This window comes from Desulfosarcina sp., assembly GCF_046496365.1.
Taxonomy (GTDB): Bacteria; Desulfobacterota; Desulfobacteria; order Desulfobacterales; family Desulfosarcinaceae; genus Desulfosarcina.
Genome location: NZ_JAWOHB010000177.1, coordinates 1 through 5,899, shown reverse-complemented (window position 1 = coordinate 5,899; position 5,899 = coordinate 1). Strand labels below are relative to the sequence as shown.

The following is a 5,899-nucleotide window of genomic DNA, read 5'->3' as shown; positions in this document are numbered from 1 at the left end:
GGATAATCGGGATTTCAGGATGAGCTATAACCCATTCCCAGAAGAGCAGGGGATTTAAGCTATCTTGCAAACGCAGTGCCAAAGGTGAATGATATCGCTTAATGTTATAGCGTTTGGCTATCTTGCCCCAAACATAGTTGGAGACATCAAAGGAATGGATCGGGCCGAGTTCGATGCCCTGCGGCAGATGGTCAGCGGCGATTACCAGCCGTCTTACTCCGCGACGACGCCAGCGCCAACTGAAAACCGCGTTGCTGAATTCAACCAGTCCGACGTGGACGCGATCCGACTGGCCATGAATGCAGACAACAGTGGTCCCGGCGCAACGTCTACCGAATCTGGAAAAGGCATGGTGGATATCGGCACCGGATCAATGGCAACCAGCGAATTTTGCGATCTGAACAAACTGGTGGCCAGCAACACCACTGGCCTGGAAAGTGGATTCACGTTTATCTGTCCCTGATCACCGGTCTTCATACACCAACGGATTCAAAATTGCGTTTTAAAGGCTTGAGGCAAACCGATCGTGCGCCTCAAGCCTTTTTAATTTGAATAAAAGTTCATATTTTTGCTTGACAACATGAACCAAAATTCGTATGTTCACTCTTAATTATGAACCTTAGTTCGTATTCATATTAATAACTGGCCAAAAAAATGGAGGAAAAATGAAAAAAGTATGCGTTGCAGCAGCACTCGGAGTTATGGTGGTAATGGGGTTTAACCCGGCATCGGCACAAATGGTCGACATCGGCTCGGGCCAGATGGAGCAATCCGAATTTTTGGCATTGAAAGCCATGGTCCAAGGACCCCGGACGCATGCCGCAGCCGCCATTTCGACCCCGCTCGGTCGTCAGGAACGATATGGCATGGTTGAAATGACTCGCATGGACTTCGAAGCCCTGCGTGATAAAGTGGCCGGTCGCAGCGTCAGTATGGATGAGAAACCCTCGGGAATAGCGGCTGTTCAGATGGTAAATATAGGCACGGGCGAAATGCCCGCCGATGAATTCATCGCCTTGAAACGGATGGTTGAAGGGGCGCAGATCGTTACATTTGAGCACTTGGCCGCCCTGTGGCCGTAAGCTTCCATTTTAGGGATGGAAAGCAGCGTCGGTTGACGGGCGAACAGTATCGAAACTTCCCAACGGCCACCTTGCCGCTGTGTTCAAGGCAAGGTGGCTTTTTCATCCTCCAGCAATTCGGGCTCATGATCCACAAATCCAATGCGACCGTTTCCGCTTTGAAGATGCTGTATATCGGCAGGGATCTGACACGCCTCCGCTGCCGCCTGAAAGTATAGATCAAAGGTGGTTCCGTGTCCGGGTTTCGAAGTTACGGTTATTGCGCCTTTGTGATTTTTTACCACCCCGTATACCGAGGCCAGGCCCAGGCCGGTTCCTTGACCCATCTCTTTGGTGGTGAAAAAGGGTTCGAATATCCGTTTCTGTGTCTTTTCATCCATACCGATGCCGGTATCGGTGATCTGCAGGTGGACGTAATCGCCGGGTGACAGCTCCATGGTCTGTTTTTTGGCCGCCGACGGGGCATGCAGGTCGGTTTTTACGGTCAACACACCACCGCTGGGCATGGCGTCTGAAGCGTTGACCAGCAGATTCAACAGCACCAGCTCCATCTGGCCCTGATCCGCCTGAATCCGGGGCAACGCCTTGTGCGGATCAAAATGAAGGCTAATCTGTTTGCGCGTCCGGCCAAAGGCAGCCAGCGTCTCCTGAATGAGTTGGTTCAGACAAAGAAGGGTCGGGCGGTATTTGCCTTTGCGGGCATATCCCAGGAGCTGACGGGTCAGCGATGCACCGGTCTGGATTTGGCGCTCGATATTATCGAGCCGCTCCATAAATTTTTTGCCCTTGCTGACTTCCATTCTCACCAGGGATATGTTTGCCTGGATGCCCATCAGCAGGTTATTGAAATCGTGTGCAACGCCGCCTGCCAATGTACCGATGGCTTCCATCTTCTGCGATTGAAAAAGCTGGGCCTGCAGCTCCCGTTCCCCGGTCTGGTCTTTTAACAGACAGATCACGTTGCATATTTTTCCGTCGGTATCCAGGTTCGGGGATGCACTGGCACTGAAGAAGCGACGAGACCCATCCGCATGGACCAGTTTGATGGGAAAACCGGACATCACTTCCAGGTCATCTCTGACTTTTCTGAATGCCCGGGTATAGCTTTCAAGATGGTAGGGCAAAACAAATTCTGAAAAGTGCCGGTTAAGTACCCATTGGCGCGGATAACCAAGCACTCTTTCCCATTCAGGATTAACATAGGTAAAAACGCCCCGTGGGTCGAGGGTGCAAATCACAATGGGTGCCTTTTCACTCAGGGACTTGAATTGCTGTTCGCTGTCAGCCAAAGCCAACTGTGTATTGCGGTAATCGGTAATATCACGGAGGACCACGAGATAGCCGAAGAGCTGGTCGGCTTGTTTCAAGGGCGTACCGACAAGGTCGTAATAACGGTCCTGATTGCCATTGGGCAGGCAGACCTGTTGCCTGATGCCGCCTGTTTCCAATGGCCCGGCCATGCTCGACCACCCGGGAATCAGGGAGTCTGCGGTCAATTCAGCCATACTTTTTCGATTATGTCCAACCCGCTGCGCCGCAGCGGGGTTCAATTCCAGAACACGTTGATGCCGGTCAAAAACGAACACCGCATCCTGCATGTTGTTGATCATCAGGTCATAGGCAATGGGGACGATATCCAAAAGCCGATAGTGAAAGACGCCCCAGCCGAATGCAAGGCCGCTGATGGTGAACACGACGGGGGTTATATCAAAATTGCAAAATGGAGGAATGTTGAAAATGTACATGAAGTTGCCGACCCACGGCACGGAAACGCCAATCAGCAGGGAAATGACCTGCCCCTTGTATCTCATGGGGGCAATGACCATGGATCGGATCAGCATGATGGTTGCCACCATCATGATCAAATAACAATAGGCGGTGTGGATCCAGAACCCGGGACCAAAATGACGGTAAAGGAGCCGGAACGGCGGCTGATCCACGATCTCCGCTCCGGTGAATACCCAACTGTGAAAACCATTGGTCCAGACAAGGGCGACGATGAGCAGGGGGAGCAACAGAATAAGTGCCATTCGCGGGGTGCTGATCACGTCGTCCCGACGGGTATATCGGCCGACAAAGGTCAGCAGCGTCGGAGGAACCAGGACGATGCAGAAGAACTGCATGTTGGCCCAAAACACTTTTGTCGCAAGGGTCGAGGCGGCCAGCTCGAAGATATGCATGGTCGCCCATAGGGAGATGACCAGCATCAGGACCACGAACGATCGTGTGTTGATCGTGGTTCTGGTTTTCCAGACCGAACCGGCCAGAGATAGCGAAATGACAGATGCGGCAAACAATGAAACCGTATAGGGGTGGGTAGTCCAGTGCATGATGAATCGCTCAGCCACAGATCAATGGTGGACGCCATTTCAAGAATGTCTGGTGCTATTTAATGGTGCCTGCGCCGTTTGTCAAACGCTCCCCGATGGCAGCGTACGCATGACCGTGGCCGATACCATGGCGCAGACACACTTAAATTTTTTAAATCAACAGATTATAAACGAAATCGGTGCATGGCAATGATTGCATCCTACCCGCGGCAAGCAGCGGGGGATGCACTCGCTATCGCGGTTCAGTCCGGGTGATCAAAAAGATATCCGATTGACCGCAGGCTTTTAAAATAGACGGGATTTCTGGAATCGGCTTCAAAATATTTGCGGAACCGGACGATAAAATTGTCGACGGTGCGGGTTGTGGTTTTATGGGAATAGCCCCAGCCGATCTGCAGCAGTTTGTCACGCGAAAGCGGCTTGCCGCGATTGGCTATAAACAGCTTGAGCACTTTGGCTTCCTGTTCCGTCAGGGAGATTTCGCCCATGCGGCAGCGCGCTGTGTTGGTTTTAAAATCAATGTGATTACCGCCGAAATGATAAGTGTCGAAGGTCGGCAGGACCGGCACGCTGTTCGCCTGGCTCCAGCTGACACGTTTAAGCAGACGCTCGACGCGTAAAAGCAGTTCTTCCAGGTTGAAGGGTTTAGCCAGGTAATCGTCGACGCCGAAGGCAAGCCCCTTGATCCGGTCGTCCGGATCTCCTTTGGCCGATAAAATCAATATGGGCAGGCGTTCATCCTCCAGCCGGATGCTCTGGAGAATGGAGAAGCCGTCGATGCCCGGCAGCATAATGTCAAGAATGACCAGATCCGGCCCGATCTCCTTCCATTTAGTCAGCCCCGCCACGCCGTCGGCGGCGATGACGACCTCGTATCCCTGCAGGGTGAGGTTCAGTTTAAGGCCTTCGGCAATATGGCGGTCGTCTTCTATGATCAGGATACGCATCTGGGGTGTTTCCATGGTTTCAGCTCCTGTACCATCCAGCCAAGGGGCTGGTATTGGACGGCAAGCGTACCGTATCGGTCTGCGTTCACAAATGGTGGATGTTGGTCCCGGACCCGCTATTCCAGCGCCGGAAGAATCACCGTGAAAATGGAACCTTTGCCCCGTCCCGGACTATCGGCAAATACCTTTCCCTTGTGGAGACGGGCGATGTTTTGAACCAGGTGCAGGCCCAGCCCGCTTCCTTTGGCCGTCATGTTGTCCGAACGCCCGATCTGGTAGAACTTGCGGAAAATCTTTTTCATCTCTTTGCGTTCAAAACCGATGCCGTTGTCCGCAAATCGGATCTGCGTCCAGTGTCGCCTGGATTCGAAGGTGATGTCCACTTGCGGCCTGTCGGCGGCATTGTATTTTATGGCATTGGTCAAGATGTTCATCAACAGCATTTCAAACAGATGCCGGTTGATATGCTGGTAAAAGGGGATGCTTTCCGGGCTGTGAACGGTTATCCGGCAGTCCTTGAACAGGTGCGCGTTTTCTTCTAAAAACTGGTTTATGGTCTTGACCAGGTCACAGACTACGAAATCGCCCATGTAGCTTTTGCTTTCCAGCTTGGCCAGGTTCAGCATGCGGTTGATGTTTTCGGTCAGCCGTTTCACATCGGTAAGCATGTACTGGATATATTTAAGTTGATCTTCCCGCGAGAGTTCGTACCTGGAAAAGGTCTGCAGAAAAAGCTGAAGGGAAGTCACCGGTGTTTTGAGTTCATGGGTGAAGTTGTTGATGAAGTTGTTTTGCATCCGGTAAAGTTGCATGGTTTTCTGGCTGAATACGAAAATGATGAAAATACCCAGCAGGATAATGCCAATCAGCATGCTCAAAACGAGAATCACCACCCATGTATCGGCGGCAAATACCTGGTCCTGCTCCAGATTGAATCGCTCCATTGCTGATCGAAGGCCGCTGCTGACTTCGATATACCAGTAAATATAAAGAAAAAGTGAGACCACCAGGGCGGTGACCGAAAAAATAAACACCAGTATGGGATGAAAAATCCACTTTACCTGCTTCATGGGGTGCGAATGCTCCGGTTCCCTGAAATCCCAATGGGTTCGCGTCCTGAATGCTGAACCATCCGTCGATGACGGATACCAGGTTGAGATACTATCTGGTTTTCAGGCACATTTCAATGCACCGCCTGCAATGGCTCAGGGTCCCGTAAACGTCCGGGCCTGAACCCTTAGGCGTCATGAAGAACCGTGACCACGGTTGCCGTGTGCCCCTAAAGGCAGCTTGGGCCATGGTGGTTTGCCACGACCCTTTTGCGTGACCCTGGACAATGCCCGATGAAATATCCTTGACCGGCCGGCCGACCCAAGATATTCTGTCACCATATGTTTCCATCCCGATTGGGTCGCGCCTGTCCTTCAATTGTTGCCGTTTTTGCGAACCGCTCCGTCTGAACCGCCGCCGCAGTTTCTACGACCCGAGGATCGCTCGTTGAAATGAACGGCTTGTTTCAACGCCATTGCATTTCATTAAC

At 52.0% G+C, this 5,899-nt stretch carries 5 protein-coding genes; 2 read left to right on the top strand and 3 right to left on the bottom strand.

The genetic code is table 11. The features are described 5' to 3' along the window. Window positions 1–154 precede the first annotated feature (154 nt). Both R6V78_RS17965 and R6V78_RS17960 read left to right on the top strand, forming a co-directional pair. Entirely contained in the window at window positions 155–463 is a 309-nt protein-coding gene (locus R6V78_RS17965; RefSeq protein WP_410290762.1) for a hypothetical protein, read from the top strand. Window positions 464–665: 202 nt separating this feature from the next. Next, entirely contained in the window at window positions 666–1,082 is a 417-nt protein-coding gene (locus R6V78_RS17960; protein WP_410290761.1) for a hypothetical protein, read from the top strand. An 83-nt stretch (window positions 1,083–1,165) separates the two neighbouring features. On the opposite strand, the gene R6V78_RS17955 is transcribed toward R6V78_RS17960, so the two are convergent. From R6V78_RS17955 to R6V78_RS17945, 3 genes are all read right to left on the bottom strand, one after another. Next, window positions 1,166–3,412, bottom strand: coding sequence for a histidine kinase N-terminal 7TM domain-containing protein (locus R6V78_RS17955; RefSeq protein ID WP_410290760.1), 2,247 nt, complete (start codon window positions 3,410–3,412; stop codon window positions 1,166–1,168). A 242-nt stretch (window positions 3,413–3,654) separates the two neighbouring features. Beyond that, entirely contained in the window at window positions 3,655–4,374 is a 720-nt protein-coding gene (locus R6V78_RS17950) for a response regulator transcription factor (protein WP_410290759.1), read from the bottom strand. Window positions 4,375–4,475: 101 nt separating this feature from the next. Next, window positions 4,476–5,429: a sensor histidine kinase gene (locus tag R6V78_RS17945; RefSeq protein WP_410290758.1), complete on the bottom strand. Its 954-nt coding sequence runs from the start codon at window positions 5,427–5,429 to the stop codon at window positions 4,476–4,478. Between the last annotated feature and the right edge of the window lie 470 nt (window positions 5,430–5,899).

What these genes read in the sequence shown, in the direction of transcription:
- R6V78_RS17965 (WP_410290762.1), top strand. Translation starts at nt 155, where the DNA reads ATGGATCGGGCCGAGTTCGATGCCCTGCGGCAGATGGTCAGCGGCGAT.
- R6V78_RS17960 (WP_410290761.1), top strand. Translation starts at nt 666, where the DNA reads ATGAAAAAAGTATGCGTTGCAGCAGCACTCGGAGTTATGGTGGTAATG.
- R6V78_RS17955 (WP_410290760.1), bottom strand. Translation starts at nt 3,412, where the DNA reads ATGCACTGGACTACCCACCCCTATACGGTTTCATTGTTTGCCGCATCT.
- R6V78_RS17950 (WP_410290759.1), bottom strand. Translation starts at nt 4,374, where the DNA reads ATGGAAACACCCCAGATGCGTATCCTGATCATAGAAGACGACCGCCAT.
- R6V78_RS17945 (WP_410290758.1), bottom strand. Translation starts at nt 5,429, where the DNA reads ATGAAGCAGGTAAAGTGGATTTTTCATCCCATACTGGTGTTTATTTTT.